We start from the raw sequence: 18768 nt of genomic DNA on the forward strand, positions 1-18768 counted from the left end.
GCCTAGACTCGCAAGGGTGCTGAATCGGATCGACCTGCGCGACGGTCTCGGAGACCCGCGCCGCCTGCTGCCCCGTGCCCAGCTCGACGTGTCGGTTGCCGTCGAGCGGATCCGCCCGCTGGTGGAGGCGGTCCGTGAGCATGGCTACCCGGCGATCCGGGAGGCCAGCGAGCGGTTCGACGGCATCTCCCCGGAGGTGCTGCGGGTGCCGGTCGAGGCGATCACCGAGGCCGAGGGGGTGCTCGACCCGGCTGTGCGCGCCGCGCTGCTGGAGTCGATCAGCCGGGCCCGGCGGGTGCACGACGACCAGCGGCGCACCGACCACACCACGCAGGTGGTGCCCGGCGGCACGGTCACCGAGCGCTGGTTGCCGGTCGACCGGGTCGGCCTCTACGTGCCCGGCGGCCTGGCGATGTACCCGTCCACCGTGGTGATGAACGTCGTGCCCGCGCAGGCGGCCGGTGTGCGGTCGCTGGTGGTGGTCAGCCCGCCGCAGAAGGACAACGGTGGGCTGCCCGACGCGCGGGTGCTCGCCGCGTGCGCGCTGCTCGGCGTCGACGAGGTGTACGCCGTGGGCGGGGCCCACGCGGTGGCGATGCTGGCGTACGGCGCGGCGGTGGACCCGTTGGGTGAGCTGCGGTGCGACCCGGTGGACCTGATCACCGGGCCCGGCAACATCTGGGTGACCGCCGCCAAGCGGCTGCTGCGCGGCGTGGTCGGCATCGACGCCGAGGCCGGGCCGACCGAGATCGCCATCCTCGCCGACGACACGGCCGACCCGGCGCACGTGGCCGCCGACCTGATCAGTCAGGCCGAGCACGACCCGCTCGCCGCGAGCGTGCTGGTCACCCCGTCGCTGGCGCTGGTCGAGTCGGTCGAGCGGGAGCTGGCCCGGCAGGTGCCGGCGACCAAGCACGCCGAGCGGGTGACCACGGCGCTGACCGGTGAGCAGAGCGGCGTGGTCCTGGTCGACGACCTTGAGGCGGGGTTGCGGGTGGTCGACGCGTACGCGGCCGAGCACCTGGAGATCCAGACGGTCGACGCCCGGCAGTGGGCGATGCGGGTCCGCAACGCCGGGGCGATCTTCGTGGGCGCCTGGTCGCCGGTGTCGCTCGGCGACTACTGCGCCGGGTCCAACCACGTGCTGCCCACCGGCGGCTGCGCCCGGCACTCCTCCGGGCTGTCCGTGCAGTCGTTCCTGCGCGGCGTGCACCTGATCGAGTACACCGAGACCGCGTTGCGTGAGGTGGCCCCCCACGTGGTCACCCTGGCCAACGTGGAGGACCTGCCGGCACACGGCCAGGCTGTCCAGGCCCGTTTCCCGGGAGGGTCGGCGTGAGCAGCTTGGAGGAGCTGCCGATCCGTGACGACCTGCGGGGGCTCTCGCCGTACGGGGCGCCGCAGCTCGACGTGCCGGTGCGGCTCAACACCAACGAGAACTCCTACGCGGTGCCGGAGCCGGTGGTCGAGGCGATCGGCAAGGCGCTCGCGGCCGAGTTGCGCGAGCTGAACCGCTATCCGGACCGGGACGCGCTGGCGCTCCGCGCCGACCTGGCCGAATATCTCGGGCACGGGCTCACCGCCGAACAGGTGTGGGCGGCCAACGGCTCCAACGAGATCCAGCAGCAGCTCCTCCAGGCGTTCGGTGGGCCGGGGCGCAGCGCGCTCGGCTTCGTTCCGGCGTACTCGATGCATCCGCTGCTGGCCCTCGGCACCGGCACCCGGTGGGTGCCCGCCGAGCGCGGCGTCGACTTCGGGCTGACCGTCGGGGAGGCGGTCGCCCAGGTCCGTGAGCACCAGCCCGACGTGGTCTTCCTCTGCTCGCCGAACAACCCCACCGGCACGGCACTGGACCCGGCGGTGATCGCCGCGGTGCTGGACGCCGCGCCGGGCATGGTGGTCGTCGACGAGGCGTACGCCGAGTTCGCCCGACCCGGGACGGTCAGCGCCCTCGCGGTGCTGCCCGGTCACCCGCGACTGGTGGTGAGCCGCACGATGAGCAAGGCCTTCGGCTTCGCCGGCGGGCGGCTGGGCTACCTGGCCGCCGACCCGGCGGTCGTGCAGGCGGTGCAGCTCGTCCGTTTGCCGTACCATCTCTCCGCACTGACCCAGGCCGCCGCGAGGGCGGCGGTGACCCACCGCGACGCTCTCCTCGGCACGGTCAGCGCGATCATGGCGCAGCGGGACCGGATCGTGGCGACGCTGCGCGAGCGGGGGTTGCGGGTCGCCGACAGCGACGCCAACTTCGTGCTCTTCGAGGTGGGCGGCGACCAGACCACCGTCTGGAAGGCCCTGCTGGCACAGGGGGTGCTGGTCCGGGACGTCGGCCTGCCCGGCTGGCTGCGGGTGACCGCGGGCACCCCCACCGAGACCGACGCCTTCCTTTCTGCAATGGAGACAGTGCGATGAGTCGGACCGCCCGGGTGGAGCGGATCACCAAGGAGACCAAGGTCCTCGTCGAGATCGACCTCGACGGCACCGGTGCCGCCGAGATCAGCACCGGCGTGGGCTTCTACGACCACATGCTGCACCAGATCGCCCGGCACGGCGGCTTCGACCTGACCGTGCGTACCGTGGGTGACCTGGAGATCGACGCGCACCACACGATCGAGGACACCGCGCTCGCCCTGGGTGCCGCGTTCGACCAGGCGCTGGGCGACAAGGCCGGCATCCGACGGTACGGCTCGGCGACCGTGCCGATGGACGAGGTGCTGGTCCGGGCCGCGGTGGACCTCTCTGGCCGGCCGTACGTGGTGCACGACGAGCCGGCCCTGGCCCCGTACATCGGGCCGGTCTACGCGACCAGCATGACCCGGCACATCTGGGAGTCCTTCGGTCAGGCGGCCCGGGTCACGCTGCACGTCGACGTGCTGCGGGCGGCCCGGCCGGGCGGTCACCCGGACGCGCACCACGTGGTGGAGGCGCAGTTCAAGGCGGTCTCCCGGGCGTTGCGTGAGGCCACCTCGATCGACCCGCGGGCGGCGGGCGCGATCCCCAGCACGAAGGGTGCTCTCTGATGGGTGCCGCGTTGCCGACGTTGCTGCTGATCCTGGCCGGGGTGCTGGTGGGCGGCACCTGGTCGCTCTACCGGCAGGGCGCGCCCAAGGCGGCCGTGCTGGTCACCGCGGCGCTCGCGGTGCTCGCCACGGTCGCCGGGGTTCTGCGGCTGCTGCCGGAGAACGGGTGATCGGGGTGACGACATGACGGACGTGGTGGTGCTCGACTACGGCTCGGGCAACCTGCGCTCGGCGGAGCGGGCACTGGCTGCCGCCGGCGCCGACGTGCGGGTGACCGACGACCTGGCCGCCGCGGCCGACGCCGACGGCCTGGTGGTCCCCGGTGTGGGCGCGTACGCGGCGTGCATGGCCGGGATCGAGGCGCTCGGTGCCGGCCCGGTGATCGCCGAGCGGGTGGCGGCGGGTCGGCCGGTGCTCGGCATCTGCGTGGGTATGCAGGTGCTCTTCGAGTACGGCGAGGAGCACGGTGTGGTGACCAAGGGGCTCGGGTTGCTGCCCGGCGGGGTGACCCGGTTGGCTGCCACCCGGTTGCCGCACATGGGTTGGAACACGGTCCGGGCGGCCGAGGGCTCGGTGCTCTTCGCCGGGTTGTCGGAGCAGAGCCGGTTCTACTTCGTCCACTCGTACGCGATGGGGGACCCGGCGGCGCTGGCTGCCGCCGGTGCCAGGGTGACGACCGCCCACCACGACACGGATTTCGTCGCCGCGGTGGAGCGTGGTCCGCTGTCGGCGGCCCAGTTCCACCCGGAGAAGTCCGCCGACACCGGTGCCGCGCTGCTGCGCAACTGGCTCGTCACGCTGCCCAGCGGTGGCTGACCGTGGTCGCCCGGTGCCCGGCGTGAGGGTGTCGCGGTGAGCCGGGAACGGGCCCGTCGTCGGGCGGAGCGTGAGGCCGAGCAGGCCCGGGAGCGGGCGGTCCGGCAGCGGCGGGTGGCGCGCCGTCAGCGGCGTCGCGCGGTGGTCCGCCGGTTGACGCCGCGGCTGCGGCGGGGCCGCTCGGGGCGGCTGCCCCGGCACAGCCGGGGTGAGCGGGCCGCGATCGTGCTGCTCACCGGTGCGGCGCTGATTCTGATCTGGACGTTCGTCGACAACCTGGCGCTGCGTGTCGCGCTGATGGTGCTCTTGCTGCTCGTACTGCCGGCGATCGTCGTGATCGCCCTGGACCGTCGTACCTGATCGAGGAGAAGACGTTGAGCCTCACCCTGTTACCCGCCGTGGATGTCGCCGACGGCCGGGCCGTCCGGCTCGTGCAGGGCGCCGTCGGAAGCGAGAGCATCTATGGCGAGCCGTTGGACGCGGCGCTGGCCTGGCAGCAGGACGGCGCCGAGTGGATCCACCTGGTCGACCTGGACGCGGCGTTCGGTCGGGGCACCAACGCGCATCTGCTCGCCGAGGTGGTGCGCCAGTTGGACGTGAAGGTGGAGCTGTCCGGCGGCATCCGGGACGACGAGTCGCTGCGGGCGGCGCTGGGCACCGGGGCGGCCCGGGTCAACATCGGCACCGCCGCCCTGGAGGACCCGGTCTGGTGTGACCGGGTGGTGGGGGAGTACGGCGACCGGGTGGCCATCGGGCTGGACGTGCGCGGTCACACCCTCTCCGCGCGTGGTTGGACCCGTGACGGCGGTGACCTGTACGAGGTGCTGGAGCGGCTGGACAAGGCGGGCGCGAGCCGGTACGTGGTCACGGACATCACCAAGGACGGCACGATGCGCGGGCCGAACCTGGACCTGCTGCGCGAGGTGTGTGCCCGCACCGATCGGCCGGTGATCGCCTCCGGTGGTGTGTCCACGTTGGACGACCTGCGGGCGTTGGCGACCCTGGAGCCGATCGGGGTGGAGGGCGTGATCGCCGGTAAGGCGCTCTACGCGGGTGCCTTCACGGTGGCCGAGGCGCTGCGGACCCTGGCCGAGGTGTGACGACCACCCGGCTCGGCTCGGGTGGCCCGTGGGAGCAGCACTACGGCTACTCCCGGGTGGTGCGGGCCGGTGACCGGGCCTTCACGGCCGGCTGCACGGCGACGGTGGACGGTCGGGTGGTGCACGTCGGTGACGCCGCCGCGCAGACCGCACAGGCGTTGCGGATCGGGCTGGACGCGCTTGCCGAGGTCGGTGCGGAGCCCGGCGACGTGGTCCGGACCAGGATGTACGTGACCGACCGACTGCACGCCGACGAGGTGGGCCGGGCGCACAACGCGGTGTTCGGCGCGGTGCGGCCGGTGGCGACCCTGGTGGTGGTGGCCGGTCTGCTGGACCCGGAGCACCTGGTCGAGGTGGAGTTGGAGGCCTTCCTCGGCGATCGCTGAGGTCGGTGGTGGGCGTCGGGCCGGCCGCCTCCCGGCCCGATAAGTTGTGCACAACTTAATTGTGGGCTACGGTTCGGTGGTGACCGATGACCTGGTGCTGCGCCGGCAGGTGTGCTTCGCGCTCTACGCCGCGTCGCGCGCCCTGACCGACGTCTACCGGCCGATCCTCGACGAGGTCGGGCTGACCTACCCGCAGTACCTGGTGCTGCTGGTGCTCTGGGAGCGCCCCGACGACGCCCCCACGGTGTCCGAGCTGGGCACCGAGCTGCGACTGGACTCCGGCACGCTCTCCCCGCTGCTCAAGCGGCTGGAGGGGGCGGGTCTGGTGGTCCGGCGGCGCTCAGCCCGCGACGAGCGCCGGGTCGAGGTCGGCCTCACCGAGCAGGGCCGGGCGTTGCGCGAGCAGCTCTGCGACGTCCCGCTGCGCATCGCGCAGGCCACCGGGCTGGGTTTCGGCGAGCTTGTCGCGCTGCGCGACACCCTCACCCGGGTCACCGAGACCATCCACCGACAGAAGGAGCAGTGACTCTCATGCAGGTTCTCTACACCGCGTCCGCGACCGCCAGCGGCGACGGCCGCGACGGCCACGTCGAGACCTCCGACGGCACCGTCTCGCTCGACCTGGCCGTGCCGAAGGAGATGGGCGGCGCCGGTGGTGCCGCCAACCCCGAGCAGCTCTTCGCCGCCGGCTACGCGGCCTGCTTCCACAGCGCGCTGCGGCTGGTGGGCCGCCGGGCCAAGGCCGACGTGAGCGACTCCGTCGTCGCGGCCGAGGTGGGCATCGGCCCGAACGGCAGCGGCGGGTTCGGGCTCACCGTGCAGCTCGTCGTCGACCTGCCCGCCGTCTCCCGCGAGACCGCCGAGCAGATCGTCGAGCAGGCCCACCAGGTCTGCCCGTACTCGAACGCGACCCGCGGCAACATCGACGTCACGCTGACCGTCCGGGAGACCGCTGCCGCGTGACGTCGCGGACCGAGACCCCCACCCCGGACGAGAGGACGACCACCCCGTGACCAGAAACCGCGAGATCCACCTGGCCAGCCGCCCGCAGGGCTGGCCCACCGAGGACACCTTCCGGATCGTCGAGAGCGACGTCCCGACGCCGGGCCCGGGCCAGATCGTGGTCCGCAACCAGTACATGTCGGTCGACCCGTACATGCGGGGACGGATGAACGACGTCAAGTCGTACGTCGCGCCGTTCGCGCTCGACGCCCCGCTCGACGGTGCCGCGATCGGCGAGGTGGTGGCCAGCGAGGCGGCGGGCACCGCCGTCGGGACCACCGTCCTGCACGGGCTCGGCTGGCGGGAGTACGCGCTGCTCGACGCCACCGCCGCCCGGCCGGTCGACCCGAGCGTCGCGCCGGTCAGCGCGTACCTCAGCGTGCTGGGCATGACCGGGCTGACCGCGTACGCGGGGCTGCTGGAGGTTGCCGCGATGAAGCCCGGCGAGACGGTCTTCGTCTCCGCCGCGGCCGGCGCGGTCGGCAGCCTGGTCGGCCAGATCGCCAAGCTCAAGGGTGCCGGCCGGGTGGTCGGCAGCGCCGGGTCCCCGGCCAAGGTCGATCGGCTGCGGGCGCTGGGCTTCGACGCCGCCTTCGACTACCACGACGGGCCGGTCCGCGAGTCGCTGCGGGCAGCCGCCCCGGACGGCGTCGACGTCTACTTCGACAACGTCGGCGGCGATCACCTGGAGGCCGCCATCTCGGCCATGAACCTGCACGGCCGGGCCGCGATCTGCGGCATGATCTCGCAGTACAACGCGACCGAGCCGTCGGCCGCGCCGCGCAACCTGGCGCTGGTCATCGGCAAGCGGCTGACCCTGCGCGGCTTCCTGGTCAACGACCACAACGACGTGCGCGCGGCGTTCGTCCGAGACGTCGCCGGCTGGCTGCGCGAGGGCACGCTGTCCTACGACGAGACGATCGTGGACGGCATCGAGAACGCTCCGGCCGCGTTCCTCGGCCTGCTGCGCGGCGACAACCTCGGCAAGATGCTCGTCAAGGTGTGACCCAGGCCTCGTTCACGGCGGTCGACCCGATCGGGTCGGCCGCCGTGCCGTGGGCGGAGGATAGGCTCGCGGCATGACCGTGGCGGTACGGGTGATCCCCTGTCTGGACGTGGACGCCGGGCGGGTGGTCAAGGGGGTCAACTTCCTCGACCTGCGCGACGCCGGCGACCCGGTGGAGTTGGCCGCGGCGTACGACCGGGCGGGCGCGGACGAGCTGACCTTCCTCGACGTCACCGCGTCCTCCAGCGACCGGGGCACGATGCTCGACGTGGTGCGCCGCACCGCCGAGTCGGTGTTCATCCCCCTCACCGTCGGTGGCGGGGTCCGGCAGGTCGCCGACGTCGACACCCTGCTGCGCGCGGGGGCGGACAAGGTCGGCGTGAACACCGCCGCCATCGCCCGCCCCGAGCTGATCGCCGAGATCGCCGACCGGTTCGGCCGGCAGGTGCTCGTGCTCTCCCTCGACGTGCGTCGTTCACCCGACGGCGGCACGCCCAGCGGCTTCGAGGTCACCACCCACGGCGGTCGGCGCGGCACCGGCATCGACGCGGTGTGGTGGGCGCACCGGGGCGCCGAGCTGGGCGCGGGGGAGATCCTGCTCAACTCGATGGACGCCGACGGCACCAAGGCCGGCTTCGACCTGGAGCTGATCGCCGCGGTGCGAGCGGTCGTGGACGTGCCGGTGGTCGCCAGCGGTGGTGCCGGCGAGGTGGCCCACTTTCCGCCCGCGATCGGCGCCGGCGCGGACGCGGTGCTCGCCGCCAGCGTCTTCCACTTCGGCGAGCTGACCGTGGCCGAGGTCAAGGACGCGCTGCGCCACAGCGGTCACCCGGTGCGCTGAGCCGGTCAGTGCCCGCCGGAGTGCCCCTCCGGTGACCGCCGGGGCGACGGAATCGACCGCACCGCGTATTCCTGGACGGCGGCCGCGTGCTCGGCCTCCTCCAGGATCCAGTCGGCGCTGCCGGGTGCGTGCCGGCGGGTCAGGACCCCCTGCACGGTGTCCACCATGGTCGCCACCCCCGCCCGCGGGCGGGTGCGCCACAGCTGCTCACCCTCGGTGGTGATCCGGAACCAGCCGTCGGCGACGCTCACCAGGCCGGCGCCGACCAGCCGCTGGATCGCGGCCTCCACCTCGTGCCGTTGCGGGATCGCGTGGTTGAGGTGGTCGGCGGTGGAGAGCACGTCGGTCAGGCGTACGCCCTCCGGCCGCCGACTCGTCGCCGACCGATGGTGCCGTCCGGCTCCGCTCGCGATGACCAGTGACACGAAGATCCAGGCGTCCGTCCAGCGCCAACCGTTCTCCCCCATGCAGAGATGATGACGGCGCGCGTCGCGGAAGGGAACACCCACCCTCCATCCGGCACACCGGACCACCACCGCGTGCCGGGTCGCCAACGGTCGGTGAGGGTTCAGCCGGTGGGCGTCACCGGAGCGGTGCTGCCTGGTCGCGGCACGTCGGCCTCCGCGGGGGGCACGGCGGCACCGTCGGGCACGGCGCCGTCGGGGGCGGCGGCACCGTGCGTGGTGGCGTCGGACACATTTTCCTCTGGTACGGCGAACAGCGGGATGAAGAGCTGGGCCAACGGACCGATCGCCAGCGCGTACGCGACCGTGCCCAGGCCGACCGTGCCGCCGAGCAGCCAGCCCAGCGCCAGGACGGTGACCTCGATGACGGTGCGCACCAGCCGGACCGACCAACCCGGCCGGCGGGCCACGAAGCCGGTCATCAGCCCGTCGCGCGGGCCCGGGCCCAACCTGGCACCGAGATACATGCCGGTGGCGGCGCCGTTGGCGACGATCCCGGTGACGAGCAGCGCGATCCGCACGCCGAGCGGACCACCGGCGGGCAGCAGGGCCAGTGTGGCGTCCACGACCAGACCGATCACCACGACGTTGCTGACCGTGCCCAGGCCCGGCCGCTGTCGTAGCGGGATCCAGAGCAGCAGCACCAGCGCGCCGACGCCGATGGTGACGGTGCCGAACGAGAGCCCGGTCAGCTCGGAGAGGCCCTGGTGGAACACGTCCCACGGGTCGAGGCCCAGGTCGGATCGGACCATCAGGGCCATGCTGACGCCGTAGAGGACGAGCCCGAGGTAGAGCTGGACCAACCGTCTAACCGGCCGGTGCCGCAGATTGCCAAGCAATGCCATACATGCCACCCTAGGTGCCAATCCGCGACGAGGAAGAAGCCAATATCCGAGGAGTGGCCATGACGGGTCAGGTGCGGGGCGTCCAATTGGCCCGTCTGCTCGGTCAGTGGCACGCCCTGCCGGGCCGCCGACGCAGCCCCGACTACGCCGCACTGGCCGGCACGGTGCGCGGTCTGCTCGCCGACGGCCGGCTGCCGCTGGGCGTCCGCCTTCCGGCCGAACGGGAGCTGGCCGAGGCACTGCGGATCAGCCGGACCACGGTCACCGCCGCGTACCGGCAACTGCGCGAGACCGGGCACCTGGCCAGCCGCCGCGGCGCCGGCAGCTGGACGATGCTGCCCGGCAACCACCGGGTGGCCAGCACCGGCCTGTGGACCCCGCTGGACGACCGGGAGATGCTCGACCTCGGCGTCGCCGCCCTGGCGGCCCCGCCGCAGCTCCTGACGGCCGCCCGTACCGCCGCCGAGGACCTGCCCCGCTACCTGGGCGGGGCCGGCTACCACCCGACCGGCATCATCGAGCTGCGTGAGGCGGTGGCCGACGCGTACGCGGCCCGGGGCCTGCCCACCTCGGCGGACCAGATCATGGTCACCAGCGGCACCCAGCACGCACTGGACCTGGTGTTGCGACTCGCCCTGGCCCCAGGCGGCAGTGTGCTGGTCGAGTCACCGACCTACCCCAACGCCCTCGCCGCGCTGGCCGGGCGGCGGGCCCGGATCACCACCCACGGTCTGGCCGCCGACGCCGACGGGTGGGAGCCCGACCTGCTGCTGGGCAGTCTCCGGCAGACCCGACCCAAACTGGCCTACCTGATTCCGGAGTTCCAGAACCCGACCGGGCACCTGATGCCCGCCGCGCTGCGCGAGCGGGTGGTGGCCGCCGCGCACGCGGTCGGCACCGACCTGATCATCGACGAGTCCTTCGTGGACCTTCCGCTGGACGGCACCGAGCTGCCACCCCCGGTCGGCGTCTACGACCGGCACAGCCGGGTGATCAGCATCGGCGGGATGAGCAAGCCGTACTGGGGTGGCCTGCGGATCGGCTGGGTACGCGCCTCCGCGCCGCAGGTGCAGCGGCTGGCCGCCGTCCGGGTCGGGGTGGACATGGCCAGCCCGGTGCTGGACCAACTGGTCGCGGTGCACCTGCTGGCCGACGCCGACGCCATCGTCGCCGACCGCCGCGTCCAGTTGGCCGTCCAGCGCGACGCCCTGCTCGGCGCGCTGGCGCACCGGCTGCCGGACTGGCGGGTCACCGTGCCCCGGGGTGGCGTGACGCTCTGGGCCGAGTTGGACGGCCCGGTCTCCAGCGCGCTGGCGCGGGCCGCCGAGGAGGTCGGCGTACGACTGGCACCCGGCCCCCGGTTCGGCCTGGACGGCACCATGGAGCGGTTCCTGCGGCTGCCGTTCACCCTGCCGGCCGCGGACCTGGTGGAGGCGGTCGGACGGATCGCGGCGGTGCGTTACGACCTGGACCGCACCGGCCGGCAGCGATGGCGGGAGCCGGCCGTCATCGCCTGAGCCGGCCGTCATCGATCACCGGCACCAACGGCGAGGGCCCCGCCCCGGCTCTTTCGCCGGCACGGGACCCTCGGTCAGCTCACAGTTCGGCGAGCGTGCCCGCGTACATCTTGTCGATCTGGTCCGCGAAGTTGCTCTCCACACCACGTCGCTTGATCTTCAACGACGGGGTGATCTCGCCGTCCTCGATCGTCAGGTCGCGCGGCAGGATGGCCACCTTCTTGATCGTCTCCCAGCGGTTGAGCTTGGAGTTGAGCTGGGCGACGTACTCCTCGACCATCGTCTGGGCCTCCGGCGAGGCGACGATCTCGGTGTAGCTGCGCCCCTCCAGCGGACCACCGGCGACCCAGCCCCGGATCGCGTCCGGGTCCAGAGTGACCAGCATCGTGCAGAAGTTGCGGGCCTGACCGACGACGACCGCCTGCGAGGTGTACGGGCAGATCGCCTTGAACATCCCCTCGATGTGCGACGGCGCGATGTACTTGCCACCCGAGGTCTTGACCAGGTCCTTCTTGCGGTCCGTGATCCGCAGGTAGCCCCGCTCGTCCAGGGTGCCGATGTCACCGGTGCGGAAGAAGCCGTCCTCGGTGAACGCGGCGGCGGTCTCCTCCGGCAGGTTGTGGTAGCCGCGCATCACCGGCCGACCACGCACCAGGATCTCGCCGTCGGTGTCGATCTTGCACTCGAGGTCGCCCATCGCCCGGCCCACGGTGCCGATCTGGAGCCCGGACGGCGGGTTGACGAAGTTGCCGGCGCTGGTCTCGGTCAGGCCGTAGCCCTCCGAGATCGGCAGGTTCGCCGCGGCGAAGAAGGTGGCGATCTCCGGGCTGAGCGGAGCCGCGCCGGAGACCAGCACCCGCATCCGGCCGCCGAGGCGGGCCTGGAGCTTGCTGAACACCAGCTTCTCGGCCAGGCCGTAGCGCAGCTTCAGCCCACCCGGCACCGGCTTGCCGGCCTGCTCCAGTGCCACCTTCTCCTTGCCGACCCGGACGCCCCAGGCGAAGATCTTCGCCTTCGCGCCGCCGGCGCCCTGTGCGGTGGTCACCGCCTTGTTGTAGACCTTCTCGAACACCCGGGGCGCGCCGCACATCAGCGTCGGGCGGATCACCGAGAGCAGGTCGACCAGCTTCTCCACCCGCCCGTCGACATAGGTGGGCAGGCCCACGTGGATGGCGCCGCAGAGCAGTGTCTTGCCGAACGAGTGGGCCAGCGGCAGCCACAGGTACTGCAGGTCGTCGTCGCGCAGCAGCCCGACATCCGCCTGCGCCACGGCCTCCCAGCACCAGCCGCCGTGCAGCAGCTCGACGCCCTTGGGTCGACCGGTGGTGCCGGAGGTGTAGATCAGCGTGGCCAGGTGGTCCGGGCCGATGCCGGCCACCAGCATGTCGATCAGCTCCGGCTCGGCGGCCAGCGCGCGGGTGCCCCGCTCCTCCAGCTCGGCGAGGGTCAACTGGGGAATCGCGGCGGCCGGGTCGGTGTCGCCGTCGAGGAGCACCACGTGGGTCAGCGCGGGCAGGTTGGCGCCGGCGATCTTCGCCGCCTGGGCCGGGTTCTCCGCGAAGAGCACCTTCGAACCGGAGTCGGCGATGATGTACGTCGCGTCCGCCGGCTCGGTGGTCGGGTAGACGGTGGTGGTCGCCCCGCCGGCGCACATGATGCCGAGATCGGCGATCACCCAGTCCAGTCTGGTGTTGGCGAGGATCGCGACCGGGTCCTCCTGGCCGACGCCCAGGCCGTGCAGGCCGGCGGCGACCGCCTTGGCGCGCTGACCGACCTGTTCCCAGGTCAGCCAGACGGGCCCCGCGTCGTCGGGGGCCGGTGACGCGAACGCGTTGCGGTCGGGGGTGGCCGCCACGCGCTTGAGGAACATGTCCGGGATGGAACGGTACGGTACATCGAGAGCCATCGCTGTAGCCGCCTTCGGGGGTGGTGGCGTGACGGTCGTCACGTCATGATGGTTACCGAAGAGTATTGCGTGGCACCGTGCATCGGCTAGCCCTGGTGATCGTCCGGCCGTCCCATCCCACCGACCGGTACGGCGGAATCAGGCGTACCGGGCAGCCACGACTGACCAGTCGTAGGTGGCCCGGACCCAGTTGCGCCGGGTCGCCACCGCGTGGGTCATCTCGTCGTTCCCACCCGACAGCAGCGCCTCCTCCGCGGTCAGGTACGCCGCCAGGCCCTGGTTGAACCGGTTCGCCACGGCCCGCAGCGCGGCTGTCTCGTCCGCGGCGGCGTCCTGGGCGATCACCGTGACCAGGTTGTGTGCCTCCGGGTCGGCCCGGCTCTCCTTGCCGTAGGAGAAGAGGTCGTTGCACCAGCAGACCAGGTCCACCGTCAGCAGATCCAGGGCCAGCAGCGCCGGGTCGGCACGTTGGGTCGACCCGGGGGGCCGCGCCGACGCCAGGTCGGTCAGGGTGAGGCAGGGGTGCACGCCACCGATGTGCCGCCGCAGTTGGACGTACTCCGCCACCTCCGGTACGCGCCGACGCTCCCGGTTGGTCGCCTCCCAGAGCAGTGCCAGCAGGTATTCCCGCATCTGGCTGACGAACCGCAGCAGCAGCGCCGCGTGGTCGTGCAGCCGGGTCCGGCGGCACAGGTCGTGCAGCGCGTCACCCAGGGGGCCGACGGCGGGGGGCAGGACGTCCGGGTCGCCGTAGCGGTCCAGGACGTCGAGCAGGGTGCTGATCGCCGGTCCCAGCCGGACCGGGTCGGCGCCGAGGCCGTCCTCGTCGCAGGCGTCGTCCATCACGAAGAGCCAGCTGATCAGGTCCGTGAGCAGTCGCAGCCCGTCCACCGAGCCGGTCGGGCAGGCGCGGCCGGCAAGGCCGGCGGCGTCGGCTCGTTGCAGCCGGTGCACACGTTGACTGGAATCGACCAGCCCGAACGCGCGTGCCCACTCGATGCTCTCGATCGCCACCTGCTCCGTGGCGCCGTGGCGTCCCGTGGGAAACGGGGGTTCCCGCAGCGCCGAGATCGCGAAACTTCGCACAGTGCGCCCCCACTCCATGCCGCCCGGCGCGGAACGGCGCGGTGAAGAGTACGGGAGCAGGTATCAGCCCACGTCGCTGGGTGTGGGGCATTCCACAGTCAGATCGTGACCGAATAAGTGCAGGGAGTCACATGCCCAGGTTGGCGGCTCGCAGGCGTCGGACGGCCTCCGGCGGACCGTCCAGTTGGACCCGGGCCACCCGTTGACGACCGGAAAGGAACAGCACCAGCTCAGCCGGGGCGCCGACCACCCGTAGCGGCTCGCCACCACGGCCGACGGAGAGTTCGCCGTGACCGGGCGCCTTGACGTAGAGGTCCGCCGGGAAGCGGCGCAACGCCAACCGGGCCATCGGGGAGGCACGCTTCCAGAGCGCGCTCTGGAGGCCGACGGGCAGGTCGCGCGGCTGCCACCCGGAGCCGGCCCGCCGCACGTCCTCGTGATGGATGAAGAACTCCATCATGTTGGCCAGCTCGTCGGTCACCCGGTTGCTGACCGGGCTCCAGAACGGCGGGTTGCGCACCTGCGCGACCAGGTCCGGATAGGGCCGCGCGGCGAGTCGGAGACGCACCCGCTCGGCGTAGCCGCGCAGCGGTGGCAGCACGATGCCCCCGGCCGCGTCCGGGCGGCGTTCCCGCAGCACCAGGTGTGCGGCGAGGTCACGGGTCGCCCAGCCCTCGTTGATCGTCGGGGCGTCCGGCCCGAGGGCCAGGAGGAGATCGGCAAGCGCATCGCGCTCGGCTCGGGCGTACCGCGGCATGGCCCGATCGTAGGCCCGACGACCCGTTGACGCGCGCCCGCGGGCTGCCGGGTCGATGTCCGCGGTTCGCCCCGTCCGGTACGTGATGGTCGACATATCCCGTCGGGGTCGGCGGTGCTGGCCCGGACCGGTAAGGATGAGGGAGATAATTGCGGCTTACGGCGGGGGAGAGCGTGGCGAGCAGGACAAGTCGGGACGTGCTCAGTCGAGGGCTGGGGGTCCTGCGGCAGGCAATCCGCGAGCAGCCACGGATCTTCACGGTCGCGGTCGTCGGCAGTGTGCTCTTCGGCGGCATGATCATCGTCAGCGCACGGGTCGTCGGATCGGTCATCGGCGAGGTGGCGCTTCCGGCCATCGAGCGCGGCGAGGTGGGCGCGGGCACCCTGGCGCTGGCGGCGGCCGCGTTGTTCGGGATCAGCGTGCTGCGGGTGGCGGGCATCTTCGGCCGCCGGCTCGGTGCCGGCTACATGCAGTACCGCCTCCAGGCCTCCTACCGCCGCCGGGTCACCCGCCGGTACCTGGAGCTGCCGCTGTCCTGGCACCACCGCAACTCCACCGGCACCCTGCTGTCCAACGCCAACTCCGACGTGGAGGCGGCCTGGTACCCCATCGCGCCGCTACCCTTCGCCGTCGGCACGCTGGTGATGCTGGTCGGCGCGATCGTGTCGCTCTTCGCCACCGACTGGGCGCTCGCCCTGGTCGGCCTGGCGGTCTTCCCCGCGCTGTTCGCGCTCAACGTCGTCTACTCCCGCCGGATGGCGCCCCGGCAGGCCCGGGCGCAGCGGCTGCGCGCCGAGGTCAGCGGCATCGCCCACGAGAGCTTCGACGGCGCCCTGGTGGTCAAGACGATGGGTCGCGAGGCCCAGGAGACCGCCCGGTTCGCCGGTCGCGCCGGTGAGCTGCGCGACTCGTTGATCGCGGTCGGTCGGCTGCGCGGCATCTTCGACCCGCTGTTGGAGACCCTGCCCAGCCTCGGCACCCTCGCCGTGCTGGTGGTCGGGGCGTTCCGGCTGCGCCAGGGCGCGATCAGCGTGACCGAACTGGTCAGCGTGGCCTTCCTCTTCACCGTGCTGGCCTTTCCGGTGCGGGCGATCGGTTGGGTCCTGGCCGAGCTGCCGCGCAGCGTCGCCGGCTGGGACCGGGTCCGCCGGGTGCTCGACGCGACCGGCGAGATGCCGTACGGGCAGCGCGTGCTCGACCCGGTCGGCGCCGGGGCGGCCACCCTCACCTTCAGCGGCGTGCACTTCTCCTACCCGCCGGCCGAGGCGCACCAGCCCGGCGCTCAGGTCCTCGGCGAGGTCGGCTTCACCGTGCCGGCCGGTCGGACGGTGGCCCTGGTCGGGCCGACCGGCGCCGGCAAGTCCACCATCGCCTCGCTGGCGGTGCGCCTGGTCGACCCGGACTCCGGCACCGTCAGCCTGGACGGGGTGGACGTGCGCGAGCTGACCGCCGCGTCGCTGTCCGGCACGGTGGCGCTGGTCGCGCAGGTGCCGTTCGTCTTCGACGACACCGTTCGCGCCAACATCGCCCTCGACCGGCAGGGCATCGACGACGAGGCCGTCTGGGCGGCGCTGCGGCTGGCCGAGGCGGACGGGTTCGTCGCCGCGCTGCCCGATGGTCTCGACACGATGGTCGGTGAGCGGGGCACCTCGCTCTCCGGCGGGCAACGGCAGCGGCTCACCCTGGCCCGCGCGCTGGCGGGCCGGCCGCGCCTGCTGGTGCTCGACGACGCGACCAGCGCGGTGGACCCCCGCGTGGAGGCGGCCATCCTGGCCGGGCTGCGGTCGTCGGCGGCCGAGCCGGGGGTGCCGGTGGCGTCGATCCTGGTGGTGGCGTACCGGCGGGCCACGATCGCGCTCGCCGACGAGGTCATCTACGTGGAGCAGGGGCGGGTGGTCGCCCGGGGCACCCACAGCGAGCTGCTGGCCAGCGTGCCCGGCTACGTCGACCTCGTCACCGCCTACGAGCAGGCCGAGGTCGAGCGCGCGCAGGAACGTTCGTACGGCGACGATGTCGCGCCGCTGCCCTCGGGCCTGGAAATCGAGGTGGACCGGTGAGCGCGAGGAGTGCAGCGAAGCGGAGCCCCGCAGTCGCGAACGAAAGGCGGGCCCGGTGAGCGCGAGGAGTGCAGCGAAGCGGAGCCCCGCAGTCGCGAACGAAGAGGCGGGCCCGGTGACGACTGCTACGGAGACGGGTGGCAAGCGGGAGGAGACGACCTGGCAGACCCTGCGCCGGGGTCTGGCGCTGTCGCCGGAGCTGCGGACCGGTCTGGCCGGCACGTTGGCCCTGGCGTTGGTCTACATGGTCGGTCGGGTGGCGGTGCCGGTCGCCGTCCAGCAGGGCATCGACCGTGGCCTCGTCGGTGGTCTGAACCTCGACGTGGTCTGGACGGTGGTGGCGATCACCACGGCGATCCTGGCGATCACGACGGTCTGCGGTTATCTGATGATGCGCCGGCTGTTCACGGTCAGCGAGACGGCGTTGGCCAACGTGCGGACGCGGGCTTTCCGGCACGTGCACGACCTGTCGATGTTGCACCAGCAGTCGGAGCGGCGCGGTTCGCTGGTGTCGCGGGTGACCAGCGACGTCGACCAGATCACCCAGTTCCTCCAGTGGGGCGGGGTGATCCTGCTGGTCAACCTCGGTCAGCTGGTGGTCACCACCGCCGTCATGCTGGCGTACTCCTGGCAGTTGACCCTGGTGGTGCTGGCCGCGTTCCTGCCGGCGGTGTTCGTCATCCGGCAGTTGCAGCAGCGCCTGGGCTCGGCGTACGCGACGGTGCGGCAGCGCACCGGCACGCTGCTCGGCGCGATCGGCGAGAGTGTGGTGGGCGCGCCGGTGATCCGGGCGTACGGCATCGCGGGGCGCACCGAGCGGCGGCTGGACGAGGCCATCGACGGGCAGCGGCTGGCGCAGCAGCGGGCGATCCGGATCAGCATCGTGGGCAGCTCGGTGGGTGAGCTGGCCGCTGGGCTGGCGCTGGCCGGTGTGGTGGTGCTCGGGGTGACGCTGGGGGTGGACGGCACGCTGTCGATCGGCCAGCTGACCGCGTTCCTCTTCCTGGTGACGCTCTTCATCCAGCCGGTGCAGATCGCCACCGAGGTGCTCAACGAGGCGCAGAACGCGATCGCGGGCTGGCGTCGGGTGCTGGACGTGCTGGACGTCGCCCCGGACGTGGCCGACCCGGGGGAGCAGGGGCGGGATCTGCCGGGCGGACCGCTGGACATTCGCTTCTCGGGGGTGCGGTTCGCGTACCCGGGTGGTCCGTCGGTGTTGCACGACATCGACCTGGAGATCCCGGCGAAGAGCCGGGTGGCGGTGGTCGGCGAGACCGGCAGCGGCAAGACGACCTTCGCCAAGTTGCTGACCCGTCTGATGGACCCGTCGGCGGGGGCGGTGCTGCTGTCCGGGGTGCCGCTGGCGGAGGTCCGGTTCGACTCGCTGCGCTCCCGGGTGGTGATGGTGCCGCAGGACGGGTTCCTCTTCGACGCGACGGTGGGGGACAACGTCCGGTTCGCCCGGCCGGAGCTGACCGACGAGCAGTTGGGCGCGGCCTTCACCGAGCTGGGCCTGTCGGACTGGTTGGACGGTCTGCCGGCGGGCCTGGCCACTCCGGTCGGTGAGCGCGGCGAGGCGCTGAGCGTCGGGGAGCGGCAGTTGGTCGCGTTGGCCCGCGCGTACGTGGCCGACCCGGACCTGCTGGTGCTGGACGAGGCGACCAGCGCGGTGGACCCGGCGACCGAGGTGCGGTTGCAACGCACCCTGGACGCGGTCACCAGGGGCCGGACGACCCTCGCGATCGCCCACCGGCTCTCCACGGCACAGGCGGCGGACGAGGTGATCGTGGTGGACCGGGGTCGGGTGGTGCAGCGGGGCCCGCACGACGAGCTGGTCCGCGACGCGGACTCGGTCTACGGCCTGCTCTACGCCTCCTGGCTGGAGCAGACCCGGTGACGCGATGCGCCGGTGTGGTGGACGCCGAAGGTCGGGTGCTCTAGGCTCCGGCTTAGGTAAGCCTAACCTTC

Annotated in this window: 20 protein-coding genes; 15 read left to right on the top strand and 5 right to left on the bottom strand. The window is 72.5% G+C overall.

Going from position 1 to position 18768, the window contains the following annotated elements; all coding sequences use genetic code 11:
- Nucleotides 1–16: 16 nt before the first annotated feature.
- The 12 genes from hisD to hisF all read left to right on the top strand — a co-directional run bounded on the left by hisD (nucleotide 17) and on the right by hisF (nucleotide 8168).
- On the top strand, nucleotides 17–1339 hold the full coding sequence (gene hisD, locus LADH09A_RS19905) for a histidinol dehydrogenase (protein WP_238646989.1): 1323 nt from the start codon (nucleotides 17–19) through the stop codon (nucleotides 1337–1339).
- Entirely contained in the window at nucleotides 1336–2409 is a 1074-nt protein-coding gene (locus LADH09A_RS19910; RefSeq protein ID WP_238646990.1) for a histidinol-phosphate transaminase, read from the top strand. Before hisD ends, LADH09A_RS19910 begins: the two co-directional genes overlap by 4 nt.
- Nucleotides 2406–3017, top strand: a complete 612-nt coding sequence (gene hisB, locus LADH09A_RS19915) for an imidazoleglycerol-phosphate dehydratase HisB (RefSeq protein ID WP_238646991.1) — start codon at nucleotides 2406–2408, stop codon at nucleotides 3015–3017. Before LADH09A_RS19910 ends, hisB begins: the two co-directional genes overlap by 4 nt.
- Nucleotides 3017–3187: a CG2302 family histidine operon protein gene (locus LADH09A_RS19920; RefSeq protein ID WP_165435803.1), complete on the top strand. Its 171-nt coding sequence runs from the start codon at nucleotides 3017–3019 to the stop codon at nucleotides 3185–3187. The genes hisB and LADH09A_RS19920 overlap by 1 nt, the downstream gene beginning before the upstream one ends.
- Nucleotides 3188–3200: 13 nt before the next feature.
- The gene (gene hisH, locus LADH09A_RS19925) at nucleotides 3201–3833 is read left to right on the top strand and encodes an imidazole glycerol phosphate synthase subunit HisH (protein ID WP_238646992.1); all 633 of its coding nucleotides are present in this window, start codon (nucleotides 3201–3203) and stop codon (nucleotides 3831–3833) included.
- Between the two features lie 36 nt (nucleotides 3834–3869).
- Nucleotides 3870–4193, top strand: coding sequence for a hypothetical protein (locus LADH09A_RS19930; protein ID WP_238646993.1), 324 nt, complete (start codon nucleotides 3870–3872; stop codon nucleotides 4191–4193).
- A gap of 14 nt (nucleotides 4194–4207) precedes the next feature.
- Nucleotides 4208–4933, top strand: coding sequence for a bifunctional 1-(5-phosphoribosyl)-5-((5-phosphoribosylamino)methylideneamino)imidazole-4-carboxamide isomerase/phosphoribosylanthranilate isomerase PriA (priA, locus tag LADH09A_RS19935; RefSeq protein WP_238646994.1), 726 nt, complete (start codon nucleotides 4208–4210; stop codon nucleotides 4931–4933).
- Nucleotides 4930–5319, top strand: coding sequence for a RidA family protein (locus LADH09A_RS19940; RefSeq protein WP_238646995.1), 390 nt, complete (start codon nucleotides 4930–4932; stop codon nucleotides 5317–5319). Before priA ends, LADH09A_RS19940 begins: the two co-directional genes overlap by 4 nt.
- Before the next feature lie 79 nt (nucleotides 5320–5398).
- Nucleotides 5399–5845 (top strand): MarR family winged helix-turn-helix transcriptional regulator, encoded by a 447-nt coding sequence (locus tag LADH09A_RS19945; RefSeq protein WP_238646996.1) that lies wholly within the window; start codon nucleotides 5399–5401, stop codon nucleotides 5843–5845.
- 5 nt (nucleotides 5846–5850) lie between these two features.
- On the top strand, nucleotides 5851–6282 hold the full coding sequence (locus tag LADH09A_RS19950; protein ID WP_274529816.1) for an organic hydroperoxide resistance protein: 432 nt from the start codon (nucleotides 5851–5853) through the stop codon (nucleotides 6280–6282).
- Between the two features lie 46 nt (nucleotides 6283–6328).
- On the top strand, nucleotides 6329–7327 hold the full coding sequence (locus LADH09A_RS19955) for an NADP-dependent oxidoreductase (RefSeq protein WP_238646998.1): 999 nt from the start codon (nucleotides 6329–6331) through the stop codon (nucleotides 7325–7327).
- Between the two features lie 73 nt (nucleotides 7328–7400).
- Nucleotides 7401–8168: an imidazole glycerol phosphate synthase subunit HisF gene (hisF, locus tag LADH09A_RS19960; protein WP_238646999.1), complete on the top strand. Its 768-nt coding sequence runs from the start codon at nucleotides 7401–7403 to the stop codon at nucleotides 8166–8168.
- Between the two features lie 5 nt (nucleotides 8169–8173).
- Here the strand turns inward: hisF and LADH09A_RS19965 are convergent, their stop codons facing one another.
- Both LADH09A_RS19965 and yczE read right to left on the bottom strand, forming a co-directional pair.
- Nucleotides 8174–8635 (bottom strand): hypothetical protein, encoded by a 462-nt coding sequence (locus tag LADH09A_RS19965; RefSeq protein WP_238647000.1) that lies wholly within the window; start codon nucleotides 8633–8635, stop codon nucleotides 8174–8176.
- A gap of 101 nt (nucleotides 8636–8736) precedes the next feature.
- Complete coding sequence (yczE, locus tag LADH09A_RS19970) at nucleotides 8737–9477, bottom strand: membrane protein YczE (protein WP_238647001.1); 741 nt, start codon at nucleotides 9475–9477, stop codon at nucleotides 8737–8739.
- A gap of 59 nt (nucleotides 9478–9536) precedes the next feature.
- Here yczE and yczR point away from each other — a divergent pair, with 59 nt between their 5' ends.
- Nucleotides 9537–10994 (top strand): MocR-like transcription factor YczR, encoded by a 1458-nt coding sequence (gene yczR, locus LADH09A_RS19975; protein ID WP_238647002.1) that lies wholly within the window; start codon nucleotides 9537–9539, stop codon nucleotides 10992–10994.
- Nucleotides 10995–11073: 79 nt separating this feature from the next.
- Here yczR and LADH09A_RS19980 read toward each other — a convergent pair whose 3' ends face one another.
- From LADH09A_RS19980 to LADH09A_RS19990, 3 genes are all read right to left on the bottom strand, one after another.
- The gene (locus LADH09A_RS19980) at nucleotides 11074–12900 is read right to left on the bottom strand and encodes an AMP-dependent synthetase/ligase (protein ID WP_238647003.1); all 1827 of its coding nucleotides are present in this window, start codon (nucleotides 12898–12900) and stop codon (nucleotides 11074–11076) included.
- Nucleotides 12901–13038: 138 nt separating this feature from the next.
- Nucleotides 13039–13986 carry a terpene synthase family protein gene (locus LADH09A_RS19985; protein ID WP_238647004.1) on the bottom strand — a complete coding sequence of 316 codons (948 nt, stop codon included), beginning with the start codon at nucleotides 13984–13986 and terminating at the stop codon, nucleotides 13039–13041.
- A 127-nt stretch (nucleotides 13987–14113) separates the two neighbouring features.
- Entirely contained in the window at nucleotides 14114–14743 is a 630-nt protein-coding gene (locus tag LADH09A_RS19990; RefSeq protein WP_238647005.1) for a TIGR03085 family metal-binding protein, read from the bottom strand.
- A 173-nt stretch (nucleotides 14744–14916) separates the two neighbouring features.
- Between LADH09A_RS19990 and LADH09A_RS19995 the strand changes: the two genes are divergently transcribed.
- Together LADH09A_RS19995 and LADH09A_RS20000 are read left to right on the top strand one after the other, a co-directional pair.
- Nucleotides 14917–16800 carry an ABC transporter ATP-binding protein gene (locus LADH09A_RS19995; protein ID WP_238647006.1) on the top strand — a complete coding sequence of 628 codons (1884 nt, stop codon included), beginning with the start codon at nucleotides 14917–14919 and terminating at the stop codon, nucleotides 16798–16800.
- Between the two features lie 115 nt (nucleotides 16801–16915).
- Nucleotides 16916–18697, top strand: coding sequence for an ABC transporter ATP-binding protein (locus LADH09A_RS20000; protein ID WP_238647007.1), 1782 nt, complete (start codon nucleotides 16916–16918; stop codon nucleotides 18695–18697).
- Nucleotides 18698–18768 lie beyond the last annotated feature (71 nt).

It is taken from the genome of Micromonospora cabrerizensis, assembly GCF_022230955.1.
GTDB lineage: Bacteria > Actinomycetota > Actinomycetes > Mycobacteriales > Micromonosporaceae > Micromonospora > Micromonospora cabrerizensis.

Excerpts from the sequence above, each read along its gene's own strand:
- hisB (WP_238646991.1), top strand. The coding sequence starts at position 2,406 with ATGAGTCGGACCGCCCGGGTGGAGCGGATCACCAAGGAGACCAAGGTC.
- LADH09A_RS19920 (WP_165435803.1), top strand. The coding sequence starts at position 3,017 with ATGGGTGCCGCGTTGCCGACGTTGCTGCTGATCCTGGCCGGGGTGCTG.
- hisH (WP_238646992.1), top strand. The coding sequence starts at position 3,201 with ATGACGGACGTGGTGGTGCTCGACTACGGCTCGGGCAACCTGCGCTCG.
- LADH09A_RS19950 (WP_274529816.1), top strand. The coding sequence starts at position 5,851 with ATGCAGGTTCTCTACACCGCGTCCGCGACCGCCAGCGGCGACGGCCGC.
- hisF (WP_238646999.1), top strand. The coding sequence starts at position 7,401 with ATGACCGTGGCGGTACGGGTGATCCCCTGTCTGGACGTGGACGCCGGG.
- LADH09A_RS19965 (WP_238647000.1), bottom strand. The coding sequence starts at position 8,635 with ATGGGGGAGAACGGTTGGCGCTGGACGGACGCCTGGATCTTCGTGTCA.
- yczE (WP_238647001.1), bottom strand. The coding sequence starts at position 9,477 with ATGGCATTGCTTGGCAATCTGCGGCACCGGCCGGTTAGACGGTTGGTC.
- yczR (WP_238647002.1), top strand. The coding sequence starts at position 9,537 with ATGACGGGTCAGGTGCGGGGCGTCCAATTGGCCCGTCTGCTCGGTCAG.
- LADH09A_RS19980 (WP_238647003.1), bottom strand. The coding sequence starts at position 12,900 with ATGGCTCTCGATGTACCGTACCGTTCCATCCCGGACATGTTCCTCAAG.
- LADH09A_RS19990 (WP_238647005.1), bottom strand. The coding sequence starts at position 14,743 with ATGCCGCGGTACGCCCGAGCCGAGCGCGATGCGCTTGCCGATCTCCTC.